At 47.9% G+C, this 23,986-nt stretch carries 22 protein-coding genes and 1 pseudogene; 18 read left to right on the top strand and 5 right to left on the bottom strand.

The window, feature by feature from the left end:
- The first annotated feature begins 60 nt into the window (after positions 1-60).
- From exaC to arfB, 3 genes are all read left to right on the top strand, one after another.
- The gene (gene exaC, locus AC0L4K_RS07530) at positions 61-1,581 is read left to right on the top strand and encodes an acetaldehyde dehydrogenase ExaC (protein WP_417225600.1); all 1,521 of its coding nucleotides are present in this window, start codon (positions 61-63) and stop codon (positions 1,579-1,581) included.
- Positions 1,582-1,885: 304 nt separating this feature from the next.
- Positions 1,886-3,988: a sensor domain-containing diguanylate cyclase gene (locus tag AC0L4K_RS07535; protein ID WP_473268818.1), complete on the top strand. Its 2,103-nt coding sequence runs from the start codon at positions 1,886-1,888 to the stop codon at positions 3,986-3,988.
- 158 nt (positions 3,989-4,146) lie between these two features.
- Positions 4,147-4,560, top strand: a complete 414-nt coding sequence (gene arfB, locus AC0L4K_RS07540; protein WP_417225604.1) for an alternative ribosome rescue aminoacyl-tRNA hydrolase ArfB — start codon at positions 4,147-4,149, stop codon at positions 4,558-4,560.
- Here arfB and AC0L4K_RS07545 read toward each other — a convergent pair.
- Both AC0L4K_RS07545 and AC0L4K_RS07550 read right to left on the bottom strand, forming a co-directional pair.
- Positions 4,529-5,269 carry a winged helix-turn-helix domain-containing protein gene (locus AC0L4K_RS07545; RefSeq protein WP_417225606.1) on the bottom strand — a complete coding sequence of 247 codons (741 nt, stop codon included), beginning with the start codon at positions 5,267-5,269 and terminating at the stop codon, positions 4,529-4,531. The genes arfB and AC0L4K_RS07545 overlap by 32 nt on opposite strands.
- A gap of 205 nt (positions 5,270-5,474) precedes the next feature.
- Positions 5,475-6,371 carry a helix-turn-helix domain-containing protein gene (locus AC0L4K_RS07550; RefSeq protein ID WP_417225608.1) on the bottom strand — a complete coding sequence of 299 codons (897 nt, stop codon included), beginning with the start codon at positions 6,369-6,371 and terminating at the stop codon, positions 5,475-5,477.
- A 222-nt stretch (positions 6,372-6,593) separates the two neighbouring features.
- Here AC0L4K_RS07550 and AC0L4K_RS07555 point away from each other — a divergent pair, with 222 nt between their 5' ends.
- The 11 genes and pseudogenes from AC0L4K_RS07555 (at position 6,594) to AC0L4K_RS07605 (ending at position 17,662) form a co-directional block, all read left to right on the top strand.
- Positions 6,594-7,472, top strand: a complete 879-nt coding sequence (locus AC0L4K_RS07555) for a transporter (RefSeq protein WP_473268822.1) — start codon at positions 6,594-6,596, stop codon at positions 7,470-7,472.
- Positions 7,473-7,487: 15 nt separating this feature from the next.
- A complete protein-coding gene (locus AC0L4K_RS07560; RefSeq protein WP_417225612.1) occupies positions 7,488-9,593 on the top strand; it encodes a PQQ-dependent dehydrogenase, methanol/ethanol family in 2,106 nt (701 codons plus the stop codon).
- Between the two features lie 258 nt (positions 9,594-9,851).
- Complete coding sequence (pqqA, locus tag AC0L4K_RS07565) at positions 9,852-9,923, top strand: pyrroloquinoline quinone precursor peptide PqqA (RefSeq protein ID WP_003243383.1); 72 nt, start codon at positions 9,852-9,854, stop codon at positions 9,921-9,923.
- 80 nt (positions 9,924-10,003) lie between these two features.
- On the top strand, positions 10,004-10,939 hold the full coding sequence (gene pqqB, locus AC0L4K_RS07570) for a pyrroloquinoline quinone biosynthesis protein PqqB (RefSeq protein WP_417225614.1): 936 nt from the start codon (positions 10,004-10,006) through the stop codon (positions 10,937-10,939).
- A 9-nt stretch (positions 10,940-10,948) separates the two neighbouring features.
- Entirely contained in the window at positions 10,949-11,719 is a 771-nt protein-coding gene (pqqC, locus tag AC0L4K_RS07575; protein WP_473268825.1) for a pyrroloquinoline-quinone synthase PqqC, read from the top strand.
- Positions 11,716-11,997 (top strand): pyrroloquinoline quinone biosynthesis peptide chaperone PqqD, encoded by a 282-nt coding sequence (gene pqqD / locus AC0L4K_RS07580; RefSeq protein ID WP_417225618.1) that lies wholly within the window; start codon positions 11,716-11,718, stop codon positions 11,995-11,997. Before pqqC ends, pqqD begins: the two co-directional genes overlap by 4 nt.
- Positions 11,966-13,134: pseudogene (gene pqqE / locus AC0L4K_RS07585) on the top strand (pyrroloquinoline quinone biosynthesis protein PqqE). The gene pqqD and the pseudogene pqqE overlap by 32 nt, the downstream one beginning before the upstream one ends.
- 43 nt (positions 13,135-13,177) lie before the next feature.
- On the top strand, positions 13,178-14,542 hold the full coding sequence (locus AC0L4K_RS07590; RefSeq protein ID WP_473268827.1) for a TolB-like translocation protein: 1,365 nt from the start codon (positions 13,178-13,180) through the stop codon (positions 14,540-14,542).
- A gap of 31 nt (positions 14,543-14,573) precedes the next feature.
- Positions 14,574-15,317 (top strand): alpha/beta hydrolase family protein, encoded by a 744-nt coding sequence (locus AC0L4K_RS07595; RefSeq protein ID WP_473268829.1) that lies wholly within the window; start codon positions 14,574-14,576, stop codon positions 15,315-15,317.
- Positions 15,318-15,808: 491 nt separating this feature from the next.
- Positions 15,809-16,624 carry a hypothetical protein gene (locus AC0L4K_RS07600; RefSeq protein WP_473268831.1) on the top strand — a complete coding sequence of 272 codons (816 nt, stop codon included), beginning with the start codon at positions 15,809-15,811 and terminating at the stop codon, positions 16,622-16,624.
- Between the two features lie 76 nt (positions 16,625-16,700).
- A protein-coding gene (locus tag AC0L4K_RS07605; protein WP_473268833.1) for an IS5 family transposase occupies positions 16,701-17,662 on the top strand; the annotation gives its coding sequence in 2 pieces (ribosomal slippage) (positions 16,701-17,249 and positions 17,252-17,662; 960 coding nt in all).
- 309 nt (positions 17,663-17,971) lie between these two features.
- Here the strand turns inward: AC0L4K_RS07605 and AC0L4K_RS07610 are convergent.
- The gene (locus AC0L4K_RS07610) at positions 17,972-18,424 is read right to left on the bottom strand and encodes a hypothetical protein (RefSeq protein ID WP_473268834.1); all 453 of its coding nucleotides are present in this window, start codon (positions 18,422-18,424) and stop codon (positions 17,972-17,974) included.
- Between the two features lie 30 nt (positions 18,425-18,454).
- Positions 18,455-18,871: a hypothetical protein gene (locus AC0L4K_RS07615; protein WP_473268835.1), complete on the bottom strand. Its 417-nt coding sequence runs from the start codon at positions 18,869-18,871 to the stop codon at positions 18,455-18,457.
- Between the two features lie 539 nt (positions 18,872-19,410).
- Here AC0L4K_RS07615 and AC0L4K_RS07620 point away from each other — a divergent pair.
- The 4 genes from AC0L4K_RS07620 (at position 19,411) to AC0L4K_RS07635 (ending at position 23,230) form a co-directional block, all read left to right on the top strand.
- Positions 19,411-19,989 (top strand): PhnA domain-containing protein, encoded by a 579-nt coding sequence (locus AC0L4K_RS07620; protein WP_417227953.1) that lies wholly within the window; start codon positions 19,411-19,413, stop codon positions 19,987-19,989.
- Positions 19,990-20,530: 541 nt separating this feature from the next.
- Positions 20,531-20,926: an ACT domain-containing protein gene (locus AC0L4K_RS07625; protein ID WP_473268836.1), complete on the top strand. Its 396-nt coding sequence runs from the start codon at positions 20,531-20,533 to the stop codon at positions 20,924-20,926.
- Between the two features lie 125 nt (positions 20,927-21,051).
- The gene (locus AC0L4K_RS07630; protein WP_473268837.1) at positions 21,052-22,218 is read left to right on the top strand and encodes a hypothetical protein; all 1,167 of its coding nucleotides are present in this window, start codon (positions 21,052-21,054) and stop codon (positions 22,216-22,218) included.
- 160 nt (positions 22,219-22,378) lie between these two features.
- On the top strand, positions 22,379-23,230 hold the full coding sequence (locus AC0L4K_RS07635; protein WP_473268838.1) for an SDR family oxidoreductase: 852 nt from the start codon (positions 22,379-22,381) through the stop codon (positions 23,228-23,230).
- A gap of 65 nt (positions 23,231-23,295) precedes the next feature.
- Here the strand turns inward: AC0L4K_RS07635 and AC0L4K_RS07640 are convergent, their stop codons facing one another.
- Positions 23,296-23,985 (bottom strand): sensor histidine kinase, encoded by a 690-nt coding sequence (locus tag AC0L4K_RS07640; protein WP_473268839.1) that lies wholly within the window; start codon positions 23,983-23,985, stop codon positions 23,296-23,298.
- Between the last annotated feature and the right edge of the window lies 1 nt (position 23,986).

Below are 23,986 nucleotides of genomic sequence, written 5' to 3' on the forward strand. Positions count from 1 at the left end.
TGGGTAGTCAAACGACCCGCAAAGAAAGCGCGGTGTATAACAAAAAGAGAGGCATGGACAATGATTTACGCACAGCCAGGAACCGAGGGTTCTGTTGTTTCCTTTAAAGAACGTTACGAAAACTATATTGGTGGTGAGTGGGTTGCGCCGGTTAATGGGCAATACTTCGACAATGTTTCACCTGTTAACGGTAAGGTGTTTTGTCAGATTCCACGCTCCGATGCTGATGATATTAATCTTGCGCTTGATGCCGCCCATGCCGCTAAGGATGCTTGGGGTACAACATCGGTCGCTGAACGCTCTAATATTCTGCTAAGAATTGCTGACCGTATTGAGCAAAATTTAGAATTACTGGCGGTTGCCGAAACTTGGGATAACGGTAAAGCCGTGCGTGAAACCATGGCTGCCGATGTGCCGCTGTGTGTTGACCACTTCCGTTACTATGCCGGTTGTATCCGGGCCCAGGAAGGCTCTATCGGTGAGATCGATCAGAATACTGTTTCCTATCAATTTCATGAGCCACTGGGTGTTGTCGGTCAGATCATCCCTTGGAACTTCCCGCTGCTGATGGCGGCGTGGAAATTGGCGCCGGCACTGGTGACGGGCAACTGTGTTGTTATGAAGCCAGCAGAACAAACCCCAGCCTCTATCCTTAAACTGATGGAAGTGATCGGTGATCTGTTGCCACCGGGTGTGCTGAACATCGTCAATGGTTACGGTAAAGAAGCAGGCGAAGCGCTAGCCACTAGCACGCGTATCGCTAAGATCGCTTTCACCGGTTCAACGCCGGTTGGTTCTCACATTCTTAAGTGTGCCGCTGAAAATATTATCCCATCGACCGTAGAGCTTGGTGGTAAGTCACCTAACGTCTTCTTCGCTGACGTTATGGATCAGGAAGATGAATTTGTAAATAAAGCGGTTGAGGGGGCGGTGTTGGCCTTCTTTAACCAGGGTGAAGTTTGTACCTGCCCATCACGTTTGCTGGTGCAAGAGAGCATCTATGATGCCTTCATTGCTAAGGTCATTGAGCGTTCTAAGCAGATCAAGCGGGGCAACCCACTGGATACCGAAACCATGGTGGGTGCTCAGGCATCTCAACAGCAGTTTGAGAAAATCCTGTCGTACATGGAAATCGGTAAAGAAGAGGGCGCTGAGTTCCTGATCGGTGGTGATGTTCATGAACACGATGATGAGTTTAACTCGGGTTTCTATGTGCAGCCTACGCTGATGAAAGGCCACAACAAAATGCGCGTCTTCCAAGAAGAGATCTTCGGCCCAGTGGTCGCGGTGACAACCTTTAAAGACGAAGCGGAAGCCTTGGAAATTGCCAATGATACCGAGTTCGGTTTAGGGGCTGGTGTTTGGACCCGCGACATGAATGTGTCTTATCGTATGGGTCGTGGTATTCAGTCTGGTCGAGTATGGACTAACTGTTATCACCTTTACCCTGCCCATGCTGCGTTCGGTGGTTACAAGAAATCCGGTGTAGGTCGTGAGACTCACAAGATGATGTTGGATCATTATCAGCAGACTAAAAACCTGTTGGTTAGCTACGATATCAACCCACTGGGCTTCTTCTGATCTGATCAGGCTAAGCAAACGTAACATAACTTATGTAATCCCCGGGGTGGCTCGCCACCCCGCTTCTCTATCTCCAATCGTGTTTGGAGATTCGCACCGCAACCAGTCATTCTCTACGACTGGATGCACTCCGCTCCGGTATGGCATCTGTATCGGATATGTCGGTGTTTTTTGGCGGCCTCGGCCGCCTTTTTTTCGTTTCTGTCATCTTGAGTACTCCATTTATCGCTCCCATAGGCTCTCTCTGATAAGCTTAAGTACGCTAATTAGTTAGGACATAGTCGTATTAGCTGGCGGGGTGGTAATGGATTTTACTAGAGTATCGGGTCGATCAGGCCTTAACTTATTTTGGCTAGTATCAGTGTTACTGGTATTCCTGCTAGCAGGTTTCTTCGCTTATTTTTTTATTGCCAGCCAACAGTACAACCATACTAACCTCGATAAACTCCAAGCCTCCATTCAACTGCATATCAATCGTCGCCTTCAATACGAGGTGAATGACGCCATTCATTTTATCGATGCCCGTTACAACAGTGCAGAACAAGTCATTATGGCGCAATCGCAAAAGGAGGTATTACAGGCGCTGGAGGTGATGAATAGTTTTTACCAGCAAAATCGCCGGCGCTTATCCGATGTGGCGCTAAAAAAGCAGTTGCTTGAAGTGTTGCGGGGGGTGCGTTTTTTTAATGGCCGTGGTTACCTGTTTGTTGGTGATCAGACCGGCCGTGCGTTACTGGTGCCAGAACAGCCTGACCTGGAAGGCACCTCAATGTTGGATTTTCAGGATGATCAGGGCGTCTACTTCATCCGACGTTTCAAGCAAGTAAGCCGTTCTACCGCCGGAAAAGGCTTTGTGCGTTACCGTTGGTATCCGCCCGGTGAACGGGATCACATGGACAATAAGATCGCCTATATTGCACGTTTTGAACCGTATAACTGGCTTATCGGTGCAGGTGATTATGTGTCGCAGATTCAGCAAGATCTGCAAAAAGAAGTGATCGATCATCTGCAGAGTATTCGCTTTGGCAAGAACGGTTATCTGACGGTCATTGATCGCAGCGGTAAGGTGATTGCGGGTCAGGGCGTGAGTCAGTTTGTGGGTCAACCCTATACTAAACTTGAAAACCCGGCAGACCGTGCCCGTATTGCCAACCTTATTGATAAAGTAAAAAAAGATGGCTTTATCCATAGTGGCTGGTATCAGAGTGATGGTCAGCCCGATGCCGATCAACTGCTCTATGCCCGTGCTTTTCCCGCCTGGAATTGGATTGTTTTAGCCGGGGGGTATGCGGACCCCACGCTTGACCTGTTATTAGAGCAGCGGGCACAGATTAGCGTTAACGATCGGGATAGTAATATTACACTGTTGCTGTTGATTACCGTTTTATTAGCGATCGCGTTCGTGATGATGCGCTATTATGCCCGCGGTTTCCGCGAGTTGTTTAGCCATATTCAGCATGATTTAGACCAGCAGAATATCGCCTTGAGTGAAAATGCGCGGGCCTTGGAAATCAGTAAACGCATTGTCGATGCGGCCCATGAAGGCATTATGATCACCGATGCCAATAATCGCATCATTCGTGTTAATCACTCTTTTACCCGGATTACCGGTTATCTTTACGATGATGTGAAGGGGCGCGATCCGAATATTCTTCGTTCTTCGACCCACGAACCCGAATTTTACCAAGCGATGTGGGAATCACTGAATAATGAAGGTGAATGGCATGGTGAGATTTGGAATCGTCGCAAAAACGGCTCGCTCTATCCGCAGGCGTTGTCGATCACCAGTTATTGTAGTGCTGAGGGTAAGATCGAAAATTATATCGGCACCTTCACTGATATCAGCCAGCGTAAGGCGTTTGAAGAGCAGCTTGAGCATATGGCACAGAGCGATTCGCTTACCGATCTGCCGAATCGCCGCTCGCTGAGCAAGCGTTTACGTCATGAACTCGATGTGATCAAGCGCAACCCGAGCCATCAGTTAGGCTTGATCTTTATGGATCTCGACCTGTTCAAAAATATTAATGATACCTATGGTCACGGGGTTGGCGATCAGGTGTTGATTACTATTGCCCGCCGTTTGAATGAAACGGTGCGGGTGGTTGATATGGTCAGCCGAGTAGGGGGCGATGAATTTATTATTCTGCTGGGTAATCAGTCGGGTGAGATGGATCAGACCGCGATTCAGTTGGCCGAGCGGATCATACAGGCGGTCTCTGAACCGCTGGATATTGTCGGCACAAGATTACAGCTAACCACTAGTTTAGGGGTCGCGTTAGCGCCGTCTCATACTGACGATGCGGCGCAGTTGATGGAGTGTGCCGACTTAGCCCTCTATCGAGCAAAACAGGAGGGCAGCAATAATTACAAACTGTTTTCACCTTCCATGCTTGAGGAAAAAGACTAAGCTGGCTGCGGGGATATAGAGATTGATCAGTGGTGGATGGGGAGCCTGATTCTCTTCGCGGTTACGCGAGTGTTTTTGCCACCCTTGGCATTGGTAAGCCTAATTTATAATGACGGCCTCTGTTACAATACGCCGTAACCTTTTATATGGACTCAATAGTGCTGGTTATCTCTAATAATGTCTCGATCCCCGATGATGAAGTTGTTCTCACAGCGATCCGCGCTCAGGGCAGCGGCGGCCAGAATGTCAATAAAGTCTCATCGGCGATTCATCTGCGGTTTGATATTGCTGCCTCATCGCTGCCCGAGTTTTACAAAGAACGTTTGCTGCAACTGAAGGACTCTCGCATTACCAAAGAGGGGGTCGTGGTGATTAAAGCCCAGCAGTACCGCACTCAGGAAAAAAACCGAGAAGATGCACTGCAGCGATTACAGGCGTTAATTAAAACCGTCACGGTGGTGCAGAAGGCGCGACAAGCAACCAAGCCTAGTCGCTCAGCCAAACGTAAACGGGTTGATAGCAAAACCAAACGAGGTCATGTTAAGGCGTTACGGGGACGGGTGTCGGATTAGGCGCCACATCGGTTTGAGCCGCAAAAATATAACCTACCCCATATACCGTGTTAATCAATGCGGTTTCTTTCTGATAGTCATTGAGTTTTTTACGTAATTTACCGATCAGCATATCGATGGTGCGATCCGAAGGGTGCCATTCCCGATGATAGAGTGCGTTGAGTAGCGCTTCCCGCGTCATCAGTTGATTCCGGTTATTGAGTAAGGTCGTTAGAAGGGTGAACTCATTTTTGGGCAATTTTGTTAGCTGCCCCGTGGGTGATTTGAGCACCTGCCGCACTAGATCCAATTGCCAACCGCCAAAGTGACTGATTTGCGAGTCTGTTTGAGCGTTTGTGTTGTCTGGACCTTCGAGGCTCATTCTTGACCAGCGGCCGAGATTGCGAATTCTCGCGGAAAGCTCGCGGTAATTGACCGGTTGCGCAAGGTATTCATCGGCCCCCATCTCCAATGCCACAATCAGATCATCAGGGTTATTTTTTTTGCCGATGAGGATAATACCGCTGCGACTATGACTACGCAGTTTCCGGGTCAGAGAGAAGTCTGGATGTCGTGCAGTGGAGCAGTCGATAATAAATACATCGGTTTGTTCGGTATTATCCGGCGAGGGTAGATCGAATAAGGTATTAATATGAAAGCCGAAGCCATTCTCTTTATGGAAATTAGATAGATGATTACTCGAATTTTTATCGATAACAGTAATATTCATGCACATATTATTATTCTTTTATTATTAAATAGAGTGATGGACTATTTATATCGATTCAATAATAGTGTTTGAGAGACAACGGAGTCTGGTAAAAAATTGCGCAATCTTAGTAAAAAAAGAAGCAGTGCGTGGTAATAAAAACCCTAGCATTATGGCATTAGTGATACTTGGTATAACATCATCAGAAGTAGCGATATGGGCGGGTTTAAGCGCGGATCTGTGTCGCGGTCATGTTGAACTCCCGCCGTAACTGCTTATTCATATGGCTTTGATCACTAAAGCCTGTCTGTTGGGCGATTTGTGCCGGCGTTTGCTGACTGCTGATAAGTAGTTGTCGGGCGGCATAGGTGCGCCGCAGTATGACAAACTGATGCGGTGTATAGCCACTGCTGAGTTTAAACGCTCGACAGAAATGGTAGCTGCTCATATGCAGTTGACTAGCCATCTGGTCGAGGGTGATTTTTTGGCTTAGATGCTCGTCAATAAAGCGAATCAGTAGCTGTAACCCCTGAGGACTAATCTTTCCGCTGTGTGCATGACGTTGAATGGTTTTATTGGAATAACTATGCAAAAGGTGCACGATAGCGGCGTTTGCGAGGCTCTCCATATACAGATTGCCGCTTTTAAACTGATCCTGCATCTCGCGAAACATCAGTTCTGAAAGGCTCTGGAGGACAGGGCTTTGGGCATCGAAGAGTGATTGTAGTTCTAGTGTATCAGGGTCGAGGTCAAAGCTTTCTTGTATCACTTTACTAACCGCAGTATAGGGGAACAGTATGTGCAAGGTGCTCGAATTGGATTCAGGAATAAGCCACTGGTTATCTTGAAACGCGGGAATGAGAGCCACCGCTTGGCGCTGCCAGATGCCGTTATAGTGCTGTCCACCACAGTGATAGTGCACCGCTGCACTCGGCGGATTGTAGTTATAGATCATTACATGGTGATCCATGCCGGGAAGATTGAGATCGACATAGGGTAGCCGGGCATAGTTTTCCAGCCGGATATTGGTGAAGCTGTGATCGCCGCTGGTTTCACTGGCTTCAAATGGGATGGTGCTGAGTCGCTGCTCAGGGGTGATCAGACGCGATTTTGTATCAGGCATAGAAAACAGTTTCTCTTTTTTTATTATTAAACAGTAATGCTTGATCCCTGCATCATAAAAACTATTACTGAATAAAACAAGATTTGAGTTTTGTTAGGATATTAATTAATTTGTCTTTGGCTTGTTACTTTCTGTTACATAATGTCGTCAATCTTATCAAGATTTTCGTCTGCCTCTATTGGTATCGTCAGCCTGTAGTCATACTGTAGCAGAGGAAAAAACGTGAAAAACAATAACTATAAGGCTTTGTCAGTGTCCGCTTTGCTGTGCGGAAGTTTGTTGTCGGGCCAGGCTTTTGCCATCGCTGAAACGGTCCACCCTCGGGATTATATTCCCGCGCCGAAAGGCGTTAACTTGTCGGTCACTTATCTGCAAAGTGTCTCCGGTGATGATTTCAATGTCGATGGTGACACGGTGTCCAATGATGCTGATCTGCAGGTCAATGCTGTCATCCAGCGTTTTATTCATTACACCGAACTGTTTGGCATGCCTGCCGATCCGCAAATTATCATTCCGGTAGTTGATCAGGATGTGGGTATTCAGGGCGAACAAAGTTCGGGTATCGGGGATATTTTTATCGGCTCAACATTGTGGCCTATCGCTAACAACGACAATAAAGAGTGGTTAGGACTATCTTCGTTCGTCTACCTGCCTACCGGTGAGTATGAAAGTGATAAAGCGGTCAATGTGGGAGCCAACCGCTGGACGCTGGTGTTTCAGGGCGGTTATACCAAGGGGCTGAGCGACGGCCTATATATGGAGCTTATCGGTGAGGTTGAAATCTACGGCGACAATAATGACCTGGCGGCGGGTGATAGTCTTGGGCGTGACAATATGTACCGTATGAGCGCTATCGTTTCTCAAGATGTGACCCAAGGAGGCTATATTTGGGGACGTTACAGTAAGCAGAAAGGGGGCGAGGTGGATATCGATGGGGTTGATCAGGCGAATAGCGATGTCGATACCGACACCCTGACGTTAGGGTACAGCCAATGGATCGGCAAACGTTTTCAGTTGCAGGGTGAATATAGCCAAGACCTAAGCGTGAAAAACGGTATTGAAACCGATGGTATAACCCTACGGGTAGCGATTCCGTTTTAAGCGAGGAGGTAAAAGATGCAATTAAATAAACAACTGATGCCGCTATTACTCGGTGCGGCGCTGGTGCTACCCGGAGTGACCCAGTTACAGGCTGCGGCGGCAGTGGATGGCAACCGGTTAATCAATGCAGATCAAGAGCCGGGCAGCTGGCTCGCCCATGGTCGTGATTATACCGAGCAGCGGTTTAGCCCGTTGACGCAAATTAATAAGCAAACCGTGGCTGACCTAGGTTTGAGTTGGTCCTATGGCTTTGATTCCACCCGGGGTCTTGAGTCTACGCCATTAGTGATCGATGGCATGTTGTATGTCACAGGTAGTTGGAATGTGGTGTATGCCTTTGATGCGGTGACAGGTGAACTTAAATGGCAGTTTGATCCCCAGGTGGATCGGGGTGTAGTTGGTCCAAAGCTCTGTTGTGATGCGGTTAACCGAGGCGTTGCAGCATGGCAAGGTAAGCTCTATACCGGCACCTTGGATGGTCGCTTGATTGCTCTGGATGCTGAAACCGGGCAGCAGCTTTGGTCTTCACAAACTACCGATAACGATCAGGCTTATTCTATTACTGGCGCGCCGCGTATTGTTAAGGGTAAGGTGATGATCGGTAACGGCGGCGCTGAGTTTGGCGTGCGCGGATATTTTTCTGCCTATGATGCCGATAGCGGCGAGATGTTATGGCGTTTTTATACCGTGCCCGATGACCCGGCAAAAGAGACTAATCCAACGCTGATTGAAGCGAGTAAAACCTGGTCCGGTGAATGGTGGACGCTCGGCGGTGGTGGCACCGCCTGGGATTCAATGGCCTATGACCCTGAGCTGGATTTGCTCTATGTCGGTATCGGTAACGGCTCCCCTTGGAACCGCGAGATACGGAGTAATGGCGAGGGAGATAATCTGTTTCTGTCGTCCATTGTGGCGGTGCGGCCGGACACCGGCGAATATGTTTGGCATTACCAAACAACTCCCGGTGAGGAGTGGGATTACACCGCGACTCAGCATATGATTTTGGCCGATCTTGAGGTCAAGGGTAAGCTGCGTAAAGTGTTAATGCAGGCACCTAAAAACGGCTTCTTCTATGTACTGGATCGGGTGACCGGCGAGTTTATTTCAGCCGAAAACTATGTCGCGGTGAACTGGGCCGATGGTGTGGACCCCGCCACAGGCCGACCGAATATCAAGCCTGAAGCCCGTTATAGCACCGCCGGTAAACCGTTTTTGGCTCAGCCATCACCCTTCGGTGGGCATAACTGGCAGCCAATGAGCTTTAACCCGGATACGGGGTTAGTGTACTTGCCGACTCGGGAGATGGCGTTCCCCTATATTCCCGATGATGACTATCAGGTTAAATCTCTTACCGTCAATTTAGGGGTGAGTCTATTGGCGGCCACCATGCCGGAAGACCCAGCGGTGCGTAAAGCGATCAAGGCGGCGACCAAAGGTCGTTTGGTGGCTTGGGACCCGGTCGCTCAGCAAGAAGCTTGGGGTATCGATATGCCTGTGCCGTGGAATGGCGGCACCTTGAGTACTGCCGGTGGCTTGGTGTTCCAAGGCAATGGTAAGGGCAATCTGGTGGCTTATGACGCCGCGAATGGTAAGTCGTTATGGTCTTATCATAGTCAGACAGGCATGGTGGCTCCGCCGATTAGTTACCGTGTAAATGGTGAGCAGTATGTCGCCATTATGGCGGGCTGGGGTGGGGCCGTACCACTGGTGGTCGGGCCATTGGTGAGTGAGGCGCTAACCACCAATACTAACCGTTTACTGGTGTTCAAACTCGGGGGTAAGGCAACGTTGCCTGAACTCAAGGTTACAGCTAAAGCGTTGAATCCACCGTCAGCTAACGCATCGGCAGAAACCGTAGCCGAGGGTAAAGCGATTTATCACACTTACTGTAGTTCTTGTCATGGTGATGGCGCGGTGAGTGGCGGGGTGTTGCCAGATCTGCGCTATGCCAGCCAACATACCTTTGATTACTGGGAAGCGATCGTCGTCAATGGCTTGAAAAAAGCCAATGGCATGGCGGCCTTTGGCAGTGTGATGAGTGTGGCGCAGGCCGATGCAGTAAAAGCCTATGTGATCAAGCGAGCCAACGATGAGTTGACGGCTCAGCAAGCGACACCGTAACGGTGTTAATCAGTCCTCCGTGTGGGGTTGCCGCGAGGCGCGTGATCTCTCTGGATTTGAGGTGGCTCCAGTGGCCATCTCTTTTTTAACTCCAAGATTCAGTCTGATCGAGGCTAAAACAGTACTTTTACCGCCGAATTACGACTAAAAAGCACTGTAGATTAGTTCCAAAGTACCATATGGAATTAAGCCCTCGGTTTCTATGATTAAAGACAGTCATAAGACTGGAACAACCTAATAACAAAAGAGGTAATACATATGTGGACTAAACCAGCTTATACAGATCTGCGTATCGGATTCGAAGTCACCATGTACTTCGCAAACCGCTAAGCACTATACCAAGCTCCACCTACGGGTGGAGTTTTTAGTTTGTCCCTCGAACACACCGACAATACGACAAGATAATAATAATGAAAATACAAATTCTTGGCTCAGCCGCCGGCGGTGGTTTTCCGCAGTGGAACTGTAATTGCCGCAACTGTGCTGGTTATCGCGCCGGCACATTGAATGCTAAATCTCGCACCCAGTCGTCCATTGCGATCAGCGCGAATGGCGAAGACTGGATACTGTTTAATACCTCACCGGATATTCGTCAGCAACTGGCTGATTTTGCGCCGATGCAACCCAATCGCCAGATTCGTGATACCGGTATCGCCGCGATTGTCTATATGGACAGTCAGATCGACCATACCACCGGTTTGTTAATGTTGCGCGAAGGCTGTCCCCATGAGGTTTGGTGTACCGATATGGTGTATCAAGACCTCACCACCGGTTTCCCCGTGTTTAAGATGTTAGAGCATTGGAATGGTGGCATTACCCGTAACCGGATTTCGGTTGCAGCGGGCGAGAACAGCTTTGTGATTCCTCAGGTACCCGAATTTAAACTGACCGCCGTAACCCTGCTCAGCAGTGCGCCGCCTTATTCGCCACATCGTAATGACCCGCATCCGGGGGACAATATTGGCATTCTGATTGAAGATACCCGCAGTGGTAAAACGCTGTTTTACGCGCCGGGTCTTGGTCAGATCGAACCGCATCTGAAGCCGATTATGCAAGATGCCGATTGTTTGCTGGTGGATGGCACCATCTGGCGCGACGATGAGATGATCACGTCGGGAGTTGGCGATAAGTTAGGCGTTACGATGGGGCACCTTGCACAGATGCCCAATGAAGCTACTGGCGAGGCGGGCATGTTAGCGTTTCTCGATACCCTTGAGAAACCGCGCAAAGTATTAATTCACATCAATAATACCAATCCGATTTTAGATGAAGACTCTCCTGAACGGGCCGAAGTGGTGGCTCGTGGGATCGAAGTTTCCTATGACGGCATGAGTATTGAGCTTTAAGGGGGCGTTATGAATGCACCACTGAAACAGACCTTGCCGGCGCTGAGCCGGGACGAATTTGAACAGGCGCTGCGGGCTAAAGGGGCGTTTTATCATACCGAACACCCTTACCATGTGGCGATGTATAACGGCGACTGTAGTAAAGAGCAGATCCAGGGCTGGGTGGCCAACCGTTTCTATTATCAAATTTCAATACCGTTGAAAGATGCCGCTATTATGGCCAACTGCCCGGACCGTGATGTACGCCGTCATTGGGTGCAGCGGGTGTTGGATCACGATGGCTATGATGGCGCCGTGGGTGGCATCGAAGCCTGGTTGCGGTTGGGCGAAGCAGTGGGTTTGCGCCGTGAAGAGATTCTGTCGCAAGAACATGTATTGCCCGGTGTCCGCTTTGCCGTCGATGCCTATGTTAATTTTGCTCGCCGTGCGACTTGGCAAGAAGCCGCCAGTTCATCACTGACCGAACTATTTGCCCCGACTATTCATCAGAATCGCTTGGATACTTGGCCGACTCACTATCCTTGGATCAAAGAGGAGGGCTATCAGTACTTCCGTGGCCGTTTGACAGAAGCCCGCCGCGATGTAGCTCATGGGTTGGATATTACGCTAGAGCACTACACCACCCGCGAACAACAAGATCGGATGTTGAATATTTTACAGTTCAAATTGGATGTGCTCTGGAGCATGTTAGATGCCATGACCATGGCCTATGAACTCAAGCGTCCGCCGTATCACACGGTGACCGACGAGAAGATCTATCACCAAGGTCTATTCGCATGAGCGGCGCAGAGATCACCCCGGATCAGACCCCGGTATTGAATCGGATGTTTCGTTTTCAATGGGAGAAAGCACAGGATAGTTATGTGCTGCTCTATCCCGAAGGGATGGTTAAACTCAATGGCCCCGCCGGTGAAGTCTTAGCCCTGGTGGATGGTCAGCGTACTGCAGCGGATATAATCCAGACACTGCAGGCAAAATTCCCCGATGCCGATGGGATCGAGCGGGATATTCTGGATTTCTTAGGAGATGCCCGTGAGCAACGCTGGATCAGCCTGTAACGGACAGCCATCACTGAATGCGGTGCCGACCCATGGTCAGCCGCTGTGGTTGCTCGCCGAACTCACTTATAAGTGCCCACTGCAGTGCCCTTACTGCGCTAACCCAACCAATTTCGCCAGTAAAACCGATGAGCTAACCACCGCCGAGTGGGTCGATGTGTTTACCCAAGCCCGTGAACTAGGTGCGGCACAGTTGGGCTTTTCCGGTGGCGAACCGCTGGTACGGCAAGACTTAGTAGAACTGATTAGCGAAGCGCGACAATTGGGTTATTACACCAACCTGATTACCTCTGGAGTGGGCCTAAACGAGCATAAAATAGCGGACTTTCGCACTGCTGGTTTGGATCATATTCAGGTTAGTTTTCAGGCCGCCGACCCCGAAGTAAACAACCTGCTCGCGGGATCAAAAAAGCCTTTGCGCAAAAACTAAAGATGGCTCGGGAAGTGAAAGCCCAGGGGTATCCGATGGTGCTCAACTTTGTTACCCATCGGCATAATATCGATCAGATCGACCGTATTATCGAGCTTTGTGTCGAACTCGAAGCCGATTATGTCGAGTTGGCTACCTGTCAGTATTATGGCTGGGCCTATGAAAACCGTAATAACCTGTTGCCTACGCGGGCGCAGTTAGAGCGGGCCGAGCGCATCACTAACGAATACCGTGATCGCCTTGCGGCGGCGGGTAATCCGATCAAAATCATCTTTGTTACGCCGGATTATTACGAAGAGCGCCCGAAAGGCTGTATGAATGGTTGGGGGCAGGTGTTTCTAACGGTCACGCCGGATGGTACGGCCCTGCCTTGCCATAGTGCGCGGATGCTGCCGGTGGAGTTTCCCAATGTGAAGGAACAGAGCATCGAGCAGATTTGGAATCGCTCCAACGGCTTCAACCACTTCCGGGGTTATGAGTGGATGAAAGAGCCTTGTGTCTCCTGTGATGAAAAAGAGAAGGACTTTGGCGGCTGCCGCTGTCAGGCTTTTATGCTCACCGGCGATGCCAATAATGCTGATCCTGTTTGCAGTAAATCCCCCCATCATGATCTGATTGTGCAGGCACGCGAAGCCGCGGAGCTGCCCGTGCATGACGAGCCTATCTACCGTAATGAGCGCAACTCCAGAGTGTTCTGCAAGGGCTGATATGTTAGCCTGAGCCTCTGCACTGACTAAACGGTAGCTAACGATGACCCAATATGGTTTTTTTGCATCCTCCCTGTCCGCTGCTGAGGCGGTGGCCGGGGGGCTTGAATATGGTCAACTCTATGCCGGTGATCAGGGCGTTTTCTGGGTTGAATACCAACCGGAAAATGGCCGTAACTTGCTTTACCGGCGTGATTGGAACGGGGTCGTTAGCTGCTTAACCCCGGCCGGTTTTAGCGTCCGCAGCGGTGTCTATGAATATGGTGGTAAAAGCTGGTGCCCCGTAGATCACCGCTTGGCGTTTGTGAATGCCACCGACCAACAGATCTGGCTACAGCAGGGCGGTCAAACGCCTTTGCCGCTTACCCAAACCTCGGGTTGCCGTTATGGCGATCTAATCTATGATCAACCCCGTCAACGACTGCTAGCGGTGCAGGAACAACCCAGTGATGATCCTACTCAACCGCTACATCGCTTAGTGGCGGTGGATATTGATAGTGGTGCGGTCACCGTGATGGTTAGCGGCGATGATTTCTATGCTGCACCGGTGCTGAGCCCCGACGGTCAACAGCTGGCTTGGATTAGTTGGAACCACCCACACATGCCTTGGGTCAGCACTCAGCTTAATCTCGCCCACCTTAGGCCACCCAACACGCAACCGGCTGATGCGGACAAAGGAAAACAAGGAACCGGAGAACAAGGGACAGGCACTGCTAGCGCAAGCGAGCATAATGACACCGGCAAGCATCATATCAACCCGGCCAGTGGTTTAACCGGACATCGAATCGTCGCCGGCCAGACGACTCAAGAATCCTTGCAGCAACCACGCTTCTTAAGTGATAACAGCTTAGTCGCGATCAGTGATATTTCTGGTTGGTGGAATTTATACCGTTATCTATTTGATGATGCAAATAATAAACCACAAAACCACTCCGTAGAGACTGCAGCACCTACACTCGAAACACCCAAAATATCAGCATCGAACAACCCGTTAACAGGGCGCGGGGCAGATGGCGTTCGAGCCGAGCTGCTGTGGTCTCGAACAAATGACTTTGGCTTGCCGCAGTGGCAGTTGGGCGTCTCGACCTGGGATCAATTGGATGACGATCATTGGATCGCCTGTTATATGGTGCAGGGGGAAGGGCGCTTAGCGATGGTGTCTGCGCTGGGCCAAGAACGTCGGCTTACCGACCAGTTCAGTCTATTTCGCCATCTGTGCTGTTATCGCGGGCGGATCTACTGCATAGCCGCCGCGCAAGATCGGGCGATGGCGATTATTGAGCTAGCCCCGAACGGAGGCATGCACCCCGTTGATGAGCTGTTAAATGACAATGAATTGCCGGTTGATAGCATTAATTATCACGGCACCGAGGTGCGGGTTTTGGCGGGGGGAGAAACCGGCGGGTAATATCACTCTGCCACAACCGGTGAGTTATCCGGTGGCAGATGAAACCGCCTATGGTTTTCTCTATCTGCCACGCCTAAGCACTGACCTGAGCCAGCGCCCGCCCTTGATCGTGTTCACCCATGGCGGGCCAACGGCGGCGACTTACCCACTGTATAATCCCAAAATTCAGTTCTGGACCAGCCGGGGCTTTGCTGTGATAGATCTTAATTATCGCGGCAGCACCGGTTATGGCCGGGCCTATCGTTTGCGCTTAGCCGGGGAGTGGGGGCAAACCGATTGGCAAGATGCCGAAGCAGCGGTTGATTATCTCGCCAGTGAGGGGCTTATCGACTCGGCGAATGTGTTTATTCGCGGTGGCAGTGCCGGCGGCTATACCACCCTTTGTGCATTGGCGTTCAGTGATCGATTTAAAGGCGGGGCCAGTTATTACGGCGTCAGTGATCCGATAGCACTCACCCGCGATACCCATAAATTTGAAAGCCATTACTTAGATTGGTTGATCGGTGATCCTCAACAGGATGCTGCGCTGTATCAGCAACGCAGTCCACTCCTGCATGCCGATCAAATTAACTGCCCAATGATCTTCTTTCAAGGCGGCCAAGATAGGGTCGTGGTGCCGCAGCAAACCGATGTGATGGTCAATGCCTTAAAACAGCGCGGTATTGCGGTGGAATACCATCTGTACCCAGATGAACAGCACGGCTTTCGTCAAGCCGGTAACCAAGTGCACAGTCTCGAAGCGGAGCTGCAGTTTTATCAGCGTCTGTTGATTTGATGCGCTAATTTTCTGCTACAGTGCGCGGCACCGTGGCATGAATCATCAGCGGAGCAATCACGCGTACTGCACAAGCATGCTGGGAGCGCAGCGAATCTAAAGGTGGGCACGTATGGGGAGACGCAATCGATCGATGAAAAGGGAACTCATCGTATACATCCTTGAACTGTCTTTCTGCAGTATGATTTGAGTTTTTCAAGGAAAGGGGACACACTGAGTTTTCGTGCTTGCCCGTTTATTCGGTTGGTGATATTTTGATCATCAATAAAATCAATGGGTTATTGATTTACACGTTTATAGGCCAGTCACGTTTATATGCCACTCGTCACCGAAATAGTGTGCACGCACGCTTTTCTGGAAAGGAATAGTCAACCTATGGAAGGTTTCAGAATGAAATCAGTTGGTTACAAGCAGAAGCCCGGTGAGTTCTCGCCAGTATATCAGGCACGCACAGGAATAAGCTGTTAGGCATCATATTTAGGAATTCGAAATTGTTTATATTTACTGTGATTATTTTTATTGGATCTTTAGGTTGGGTATACTTTGAACCTGGTTGGGAGCCTTCATTATTTTCAATAGCTAGCTTTGCAGCAGTGGTATCATCCGAAAACCATGTAAAAAGGTGGATTAAAAATAAGATCAATGATTTTCGTACAAAGAAGATTACTATTGAAAATGGTCTTATCTCTGACTCAGACGAAGACATATTAAAAATTATTAGGCCATTATGTTTGGGTGAAAATGTATTGTTTACGTGTACTAATGTAGATGCAATTAAGCTTAAAAAAGATTTTACCAATCAATCAGCTAGTGATAGCGAAAGGTTTTATAAGAAATCAAAATCTGATAGTTTACTAGCGAAGTCTAAATTAGTTGAATCTGCAGTTATGATTTTATCAGAATTGAATAAGTGTCATTTAGTTAATATTGAAATATCAGCTCTTCCGAAAGTGCTTAGAAACTTTGTTCAAATTACGTATCCTAAACCCAATGGAAAACCTAGTTTTTTTGTTGATGGAAAAACAGTTTCTTTTGATATTTATTCAAATTCTATTGATGAAGAAGTACTTTCATTTGTTGCGGATTTCCCTCCTGAAATTGTGGAAAAAATTCTTGCTAAACTGAACCTTAAGAATACAAATGAACTTGCTGTTCCTTATCATTATTCGGCTTTACAGTTGCCAGAAGAAGCATTTAATGAATATGTATTGCCCGCTCATATTTATTCAGCTCTAAGTAGATATAAGCAATATAAAGAGAATGATAACTTCTGGGTAGCACACAATTGGGCTTTTGGTCCGCATTAAAATACCTAACAAGCTAAGGAAGATGCGAATAAGCCCTTCTCATGAGACAATTAATTTTTAACCTTCGAGCTTGACCATGTCACATCAACTTACTTTTGCCGACAGTGAATTCAACAATAAGCGTCGTAAAACACGCAAAGAAATTTTCTTGACTCGAATGGACGAACTGATGCCGTGGGATCAGCTTGAAGCCGTTATTGAACCCTTCTATCCCAAAGCAGGGAAAGGAAAAAGACCGTATCCGCTGTCTACTATGTTTCGTATTCACTGCATGCAGAATTGGTACAACATGAGCGACCCCGGGGAAGATGCACTTTATGAAATCTCTTCAATGCGTTTGTTTGCCAGGTTGTCATTGGACAGTGCAATTCCTGACCATGCTACCATTATGAATTTTAGGCACTTATTGGACAAGCATAAGCTCTCCCGTCAGCTGTTCAAGGAAGTAAATAAATGGTTATCCAATGCAGGAATTTATTTAAAAGAAGGGACGATCGTTGATGCCACTACTATTGAAGCGGCTAGCTCAACGAAAAATAAGACGAATACACGCGACCCTGAAATGCATCAGACTCAGAAAGGAAAACAGTGGGTTTTCGGGTTAAAAGCTCATATTGGCGTCGATGCCAGAACAGCAGTTTAAGCACGACAGCCGCCAAAGTACACGACATCACAGAAACAGAAAAGCTGCTTCACGGGGAGGGAACCTTTATCTCGGCGGATTCAGGTTATCGAGGCGCACAAAAACGAGAGGAACTAAAAGATATCGAGGCGGATTGGCTGATTGCAGAAATGCCAAGCAAGGCGCGAATTCTCAAGAAACACCCGAGAATAAACAAGCAACCCATCCGAACGGAATACCTCAAAGCCAGTATCCGAGCAAAAGTAGAGCATCCGTTTCGGATCATAAAGCGTCAGTTTGGTTTTAGGAAAGCCATCTATCGAGGACTGGCTAAAAACGATAACAAGTTGGCGATGCTGTTTGCCTTAGCCAATGTGTTTAGGGTTGACCAGATGATACGGGCGGCAAGGGGTTAATCCGTTTAAAGCCCACTAAATAAGGCTAATTCGGCTTATTTAGTAGCGAAAAATACTAAAATAAGTGGCATCTTGTGCTTTTTTGCTCGAATGAAAGAAGTTTAGTGCATTGTGACTTCTTGATCGCAGCTTCCCTAGTAAGCCTGTCGCTGTAGCTCACAAAATCGTGAATAAAAAAACAGCAAAACCGGGACACCCATAATTTAATCCTACCAAAATCAGCCGTCTGACAATTATTAGCCAAGGCTTACGGGGAAGAAATTTTAGATAATAAAAAAATCGTGCAGGGTCCTTTTGTATGAGCATGTACTACTTGCATGCTTTGTGAACATCTTCGTTGAACTGCTCTCTACTTAGGCTTAGAAGGGCATCTAGTAGCTCTTTATTGCTTGCCCTTGCTGCCTCAGGGTTTAATGTCCTCACTTTACCAAGGTATGCAGTACAGTCATCTTTGTTGTGCTTTGCTGTCATTTCATTGCAGGCATAGCGAATATATGAAGCACCTCTTTCTGAGTTAGCTCTGCCAATATACTCTGACATGCACTCATCAAAATCATCTGGAAAAAAATATGGATGACTTGTTCCTGATAGCGATATTGGTCTGTACTTTTTGCACACTGAAGCTAGAGCTGCAGCAGATCTGTTAGTTTTTGCATCCTCCATTCTATCAAGCAGGCATTCTTCATAGCTTCCTGGTTCGATAATCCCAGCAAAGACCGAAAAAGGTAATAGCACTGCTGCAATTACAAAAAACCTATTCACGACCAATATCCTTATCTATTCGTTAAAGATTTATTCACCCATTACTGCTTTGCGCATTGCCTCTGCTCTGGACTGTCCTTCAGTATAAGCCTGAATAGCCTCGCTACCCAGAATATCGCAAGCTTTTAGCAAATCATTCTGGTGCTGAGAAGATAGCTGTTTGGCAATAATGTTATTACTAGTCTCAATGACCGTGCTTTTTCCGTGGATATAGAATTTCTCGAACGGGCCTCCAATATAGATACGATCCCATGATTCCTGGAGGCTTTTGTAAGCCTTTAATTCGGCTTCGTTTGATGGGCAGATATCGCTTATCTTTATATATAATCCGGCTGCTCTTCCTGTTGTAATAGCGCCGTCCTGCTCCTGAGTTGTTGGCGATGGTTGCTCTTTTACCTGACAGCCAGAGATAGCAATAGCCGCTGCAATCATGATAATACGGTTCATTATATCAGTCCTTTAGTTGTTAAAGCTTGCCCATTAGCACCCTTACAGTGCGTCTGTAGTGGTCAACTAAAACTGGCCACCGCTTTAGTTGACCACTACATTACTCCACTTCCCCATGGGATATCCAGCTAGCAGGTACAACTCTTACTATCAGAGAAGCGCATAGAAAAATTCTTCTAATTAAAGGGATCAAAGCCCTTTTCTGCAGCGCGTTTATCTTCGTTTTTCTGTTTTTATTGATCAAAGCGAGCAGGGAGAGGTGCACCTATAAATACCTTGATGCCGCCATAGATCGGCGCAATGGTGAATGCCTTAAAGCGTTCACGTCTTGTGGTGGAATACCATCTTTACCCTGATAAACCACTCGGTTTTCGCTAAATACGCAACCAAAACATCGCTTTGATACCGAACTTCAGCTTTTTTGTAGGCAACTGGCCTGATCCTGAGGCAATCTTCTGGTACAATGCGCGACTTTGAAATTCCGTCACTATCCTGCGGCTCTGGGATAGAGGCATTGTGACCAATTTACAGGAGTGAACATGAGTACAGAACAAGCCCTTCGGGACCGCAGCGAATCAAAATGTGAGTTATGCAGCGCAACCGATAATCTGAGTGTTTATGAAGTACCGCCGAATTCACTTGGTGGTGTTGATGACTCTGTTCTGCTGTGCAGCACTTGTAAAGGTCAGATCGAAAACCCAGAAACCACCGATGCAAACCACTGGCGTTGCCTGAATGACAGCATGTGGAGCCAGGTGCCTGCAGTGCAAGTCGTTGCTTGGCGCATGCTGAACCGTCTGCGTGGCGAAGGCTGGCCGCAAGATCTGCTGGATATGCTCTATCTGGATGATGAAACTGCACTCTGGGCAAAAGCGACTGGCGATCATCTAGACGATTCTGAGAAAGTTATTCACCGCGACAGTAACGGTGCAATCTTGACTGCTGGCGATAACGTTGTATTGATCAAAGATCTGGATGTTAAGGGCGCTGGTTTCACCGCTAAGCGCGGTACTGCTGTACGTGGTATCTCTCTGGTGCAAGAAAACGAAGAACACATTGAAGGTCGCGTTAACGGTACGCGCATCGTTATTCTGACTAAATTCGTTAAGAAATCTTAATCCGCATCTGAATGCTAAAAACGCGCCTACTTGGCGCGTTTTTTGGTTTTAGTAAGTAGAGTAAGTAGGGACAGGTTAAGTAAGGGACAGGCACTCATCACTTGATTTAGGTGGTGATTGTCGTGGTTCAATCAACATTGTCTAGGGACAGCCATCTCTTGCCAGGGGTATCACATAGATCAGGGGTAAGATTCAAGACGACAAATGGCATCGACAGTAGGTAGGGACAGGCACTCATCATTTGATCTAGGTGGTGATTGTCGTGGTTCAATCAACATTGTCTAGGGACAGCCATCTCTTGCTATCAGGGGTATCACAGAGATCAGGGGTAGATTCAAGAGGACAAATGGCATCAACTGGCAGCGTTTTCGGATGATGTTTGGACCCCGATGATTGCCTGCACCGCTTCCTACTTTTTTAATATTCCGTGTTCTAAAGCACGTTGTTCTGTGTGATTATTGTGCTACAAAAGAGACGCCAATATTGTTTTTTTCTAAATGTCTTGTCGTCTATTGAACCGTTAGCGATAAAGGAGAGTCCTGTGGTGGGAGAAACGAATTTAACTAAGTTGCTAGAGTCGATGTCACCAAAACTAATGTCGGGCGAATATGTCTTTTGCTCAGTACAGGGTGAGTATCAAGATTTTCATCAGTTGGCTCCGTTAGCCTCCTATCGCGAGGAGGAAGGTTTAACCTTGTTGCTCACTAAGGAAGCCGCTATGGCCAATAATCTGCCATTTGAATCGGTGTTTAGAGGTATCACGCTAATGGTTCATTCAAGCCTCGATGCCGTTGGTTTAACGGCGGCGGTTTCGACTAAGCTGGCCGAAAAAGGCATCAGTGCCAATGTCATCGCAGCCTATTACCATGATCATATCTTTGTTCAAACCGATAAAGCGGCATTAGCTATGGATGCATTAGGTGAGTTTCGTCGTTAACAACCGTTTTTGTGGGGCATCAACAAGGACGATGCGCATCAACTGGTTGACGTTATAAATTGATCAGTGAATCGATATGGTTCATATCAGCGGACCAGTTAAGGTTCGATGCTGGCGGGGTAGTAATGAAAGGGATCCTTAGCTTTATTTTAGTCGTGATACTTACATCGGTGTCTCATTTTTCTGCCGCGACAGAGGCTGAGGTTGAGCCCCTCGCAGAGCTCATGGCGTCACTGGAAAAAGTCTATGGGCGCTATATCGATCGGCAAAGAGATCCGATATCTATACCGTCGAACATCACTCGCCGATACGAATCTCTGTTGAGTTTACAAGGTGCAACGGCTGAAGGTAGCGCAAGATTTATCAATGAGATGCAACAAAATATCGCCAATTTTGACAAGGCCCAAGCCATCAGTTTCGAGTCAAACGAGATTTATGATTGGTATAAAACGCAGTTGTTACTGCTCGGTTTGAAAGCAGACACCTCTGCCAACATGAAAGCAATAGATAGAACTTACGTTGATATAGTTGAAAGCGAGCACTTTACGGGGGCCGATATTCTCGACTTTGAACAACGTTATCAAGTGGCGCTAAACAACCATACTGACGATGCCATTGCAGTATTTGAGCCGCTCAGAGCGTTGCAGGAAATAGCCTATAAGATAGCTTTATATTCGCGCGAGTTAACCGATGATGAAAAAGCCGCGCTAGCGGCCGAGATTAACCAATTTTCCATTGTGTTCGATGAAGTTGAAGCATTGGTAACGCAACAAAAATGGACCAAGGTTAGTCACAAGATTCCACCGGGCACCTCACTTGGCAGTCAACTGACGACAAAGATGCAAGCGACCTTAGATAACCGTGAGAACATTAGGGCGGATCAGATTGTGCGATACCGTGCTTTAGATACAGAGCTCAGTGGGTTAAAAGAAGAGATTGAGCAACTGGATGATAAACTTGAAGGATATAAAGAGGAGCTTCGCGAGCCATGTCAATCGGTACGGGTCGATTATTCCTGTGCTAGTCGGTGCCCTGATAAGCGTGTGCGAGATATAGTGTTGGGTTATTACAAAAATGTCCCTGATTATAAATGTTTATCGCATTGTGATAGGGCAGAACGCCAGAAACAGGCGAGTTATGATGAGGATGAGGCTTACTGTACCGAAGAAAAAGAAGACCTAAAAGCACGTTATCTCCGATATGGTAATGACAGGAACCGCCTAGTTCATAAGTTCAACGGGCGTTTACAAGAGTTTAGAGGCCTTCATGAGACATTAAACGAAGGATTATAGTGTCTCTGTTTAATGCTCGGGTCCGTTAAGTTATAGGGTTGAGTGCGTTACTTTTCTTCGGGGCGTATGCTCGTGTTAACCCGATGGCGCATGGCTAAATCAGCACTTAAGCCAAGCGCTTCCATCAGAGCTAAATCAGCTCTTAGATAAGGTGAAAACCATGAAAATTGCTATAACCGCCGCCAGCGGTCATTTAGGCGGCGAAATTGTTAAAGCGACGGTTGGGTTGTTATCAGCAGAGCAGGTCATCGGTTTAGCGCGAACACCGGCAAAAGCCAGTCACCTCGGCGTTGAAATACGCCCCGGTGACTATGATGACAAATACGGCTTAGAAACCTCGTTAAAAGGGATCGATACGTTGTTGCTGGTGTCCGGGATGGATGCACCAGAAAAACGTATCGTGCAGCACCGTAATGTCATTCAAGCCGCAAAAAATAGCGGGGTGAAAAAGATTGTTTATACCAGTGTTCAAGGGGCCGAAGAGAATACGGCTTTTTCGCCGGTGATACAAAGCAACCGTCAGACAGAAACGGATATTATTCATAGTGGTTTAGAGTGGGTGATCGGTCGCAATGGGATCTATATCGAACCCGACATCGACTATATCGACAGCTATAAACGCCTCGGCGGTATTACTAACTGTGCAGGGGATGGTAAATGTGGCTATACCACCCGAGCAGAACTGGCTTATGCCTATGCCCGTATGCTAACTGAGACCCAGCACAATGGGCATACCTATAATCTCCATGGCGACGCCATTAGCCAATATCAACTGGCGGAATATCTGAATCAAGCGTTCGGTACGGATTTAGTTTATACGCCGATGTCGGTGGAGGCCTATCGTCAAGATCGTGTGGCGGAATTAGGTGAGTTTATCGGTACGGTTATTTCCGGTATCTATCAGGGTATTCGGGAAGGTAAGTCGGATAATCCAAGTGATTATCAACGAGCGGCAGGCAGAGAGCATCAATCTTGGATGGATTATTTTGCGGCGCTCAAGGCACATCAGTAATCGCGCTTTATCGTATCGAGTTGCACAAGGCTTGGGTTGTCGATTAGCTAAAGGCCGCAGTTAGGTTAGTGTTTCTGTGTGAAGGCAAAATCAACAGTAACCTGGTATTGGCCCTTCACATCTGCGATTTCATAAAACCATCCGTGACGTTTGATGATTTTTTCACTCAGTTGCAGCCCTAAGCCGTAGCCTAATGCTACTTGATTGGCTGGGGCTGCTTGTCGCGGTGTGGCGGAGTCAGTATTGTCATTACGGTTAATGATGGTCACTCGGCTACCTTGCTGGGTGATCTGCACCTGGCCATATTGTGTATGCTGATAGGCATTGCGAATCAGGTTACTAAGCACAATATGACAGGCGGTGACATCGACCTGTAGCGAATACTCAGCGCCTTGAATATCGACGGTGACGCTTTTATCGTTGAGCAGATAACGCAGCTCGTCACATAACAGGTTTATTTTTGCATACAGGTTGATGGGCGTTAGGGCGACGTCTTGATCGTCGTTACGACTCAGCCAGAGTAAGGTGTCGGTTAGATCGCTCATGGTCAGGCCAGCACGCTGAATACGTTCTAACGTCAGCTGCTGTTTATCACTCAGAGGGGATTTTTCACTCAGCCGTTGCAGCAGTTCCACATTGCTACGAATCACCGAAATCGGGGTGCGTAATTCATGACTGGCGTAACTTAAAAAGCGTTGTTCCCGTTCCAAGCCTTGATGTGCCGAGGTTAAGCTGCTCTGAATTAAAGCGGCCAAG

The organism is Amphritea sp. GJ51-11 (assembly GCF_055808735.1).